At 53.9% G+C, this 267-nt stretch carries 1 rRNA gene; it reads right to left on the bottom strand.

The features are described 5' to 3' along the window. Positions 1–267 (bottom strand): 23S ribosomal RNA (locus KI362_RS25395); the annotation flags it as partial.

Below are 267 nucleotides of genomic sequence, written 5' to 3'. Positions count from 1 at the left end.
TCGCTACTGTAATTTTCACTCCCCATCACAGCCCAAGGTTATGTAGCACGGATTTGCCTATGCTACCCTCTCACTGCTTGGACGGACATCCATCAGTCCGCGTCACTACCCTACTGCGTCACCCCATCGCTCATAACGGTTTACGGTGGTACAGGAATTTCCACCTGTTGTCCTTCGACTACGCCTTTCGGCCTCGCCTTAGGTCCCGACTTACCCTGAGCGGACGAACCTTCCTCAGGAACCCTTAGGCTTTCGGCGGATCAGATT

This window comes from Paenibacillus apis (genome assembly GCF_018333295.1).
In the GTDB taxonomy this organism is placed as follows: domain Bacteria; phylum Bacillota; class Bacilli; order Paenibacillales; family Paenibacillaceae; genus Fontibacillus; species Fontibacillus antibioticophila.
The sequence above is the reverse complement of the archived record's forward strand: the minus strand, read 5'-3'. Positions and strand labels throughout refer to the sequence as shown.